The sequence below is a fragment of the Pseudomonas sp. MF08875 genome (assembly GCF_059862525.1).
Map to the genome: position 1 here is coordinate 1 of NZ_JCBCUW010000130.1, position 1,095 is coordinate 1,095.

The 1,095-nt window shown below is 59.6% G+C and carries 1 protein-coding gene; it reads right to left on the minus strand.

What is annotated here, in order from left to right:
* Nucleotides 1-29: 29 nt before the first annotated feature.
* Nucleotides 30-1,058: an IS30 family transposase gene (locus tag AC19YT_RS28260; RefSeq protein ID WP_500600441.1), complete on the minus strand. Its 1,029-nt coding sequence runs from the start codon at nucleotides 1,056-1,058 to the stop codon at nucleotides 30-32.
* Nucleotides 1,059-1,095 lie beyond the last annotated feature (37 nt).

Genomic DNA, 1,095 nt, shown 5'->3' on the forward strand with positions numbered 1-1,095 from the left:
GGCGGTTGCAGGAGCTGAGTGCAACACGGTTATTGAATTGAAGCGGGCGCATCGTGCCGCATAGTCATGGCGTTCTGCATCACCTCGCCCATCATTTCGATCGGACATTTGAAATCGAAGCGTTTACGGGGGCGCATATTCAGTTGCAAGGCAATGGCATCCAACTGTTCCTGGCTGTGTCCCGACAAGTCCGTCCCCTTGGGCAGGTACTGACGGATCAAACCGTTGATGTTTTCGTTACTGCCGCGCTGCCAGGGGCTGTGCGGGTCGCAGAAGTAGATGGCTACCCCGGTCTGCTGGGTGATTTCAGCATGCCGCGCCATTTCTCGGCCCTGGTCGTAGGTCATGCTCTTGCGCATAGCCAGCGGCATGCCATTGAGCGCCGCACTGAAGCCCTCCATCGCCGAAGTTGCCGTCGCATCATTCATCTTCACCAACATCAGGTAGCCACTGGTGCGCTCCACCAACGTGCCTACGGACGAGGCGTTGGCTTTGCCCTTGATCAGGTCGCCCTCCCAATGCCCCGGCATCAGCCGGTCTTCGATCTCCGGCGGGCGCACATGAATGCTGACCATTTCGGGGATCTGGCCGCGCCGGTCCACACCACCAGAGCGCGGCCGGCGCGTTGCCTTGCTTTGGCGCAGGCAGATGATCAGCTCCTTACGCAGCTCGCCGACCGGCAAGGCATAGATCGCGTTATAGATCGTCTCGCGACAGACGTAGGCATCTCTGAGGCTGGGAATGTTCATAGTGCGCAGCTTGCCGGCAATCTGCTCGGGAGACAAACGCTCACGCAGCATATGGGCCACCAACTCGAAGCGCTCGCTACCCGGCAATAGCTTTCGCATCGGTCGACAAACCTGGCGGCGGGCCTGCATCTGCTGCTGGGCCACGCGGGCCGAGTAGCTGCCGCAGACATCCCGATTGCGTCGCAGCTCCCGGCTGATGGTCGAAGGGGAGCGATTGATCAAGTAGGCAATTCTTCGCAGGCTGAACGCTTGGGCACGAGCGATTTGAATGGTGGCGCGTTCTTCAACGCTGAGTTCGGAATAAGACATAGGGGCAACACCGTACCGGAAAGGTCAGGTGTTGCAC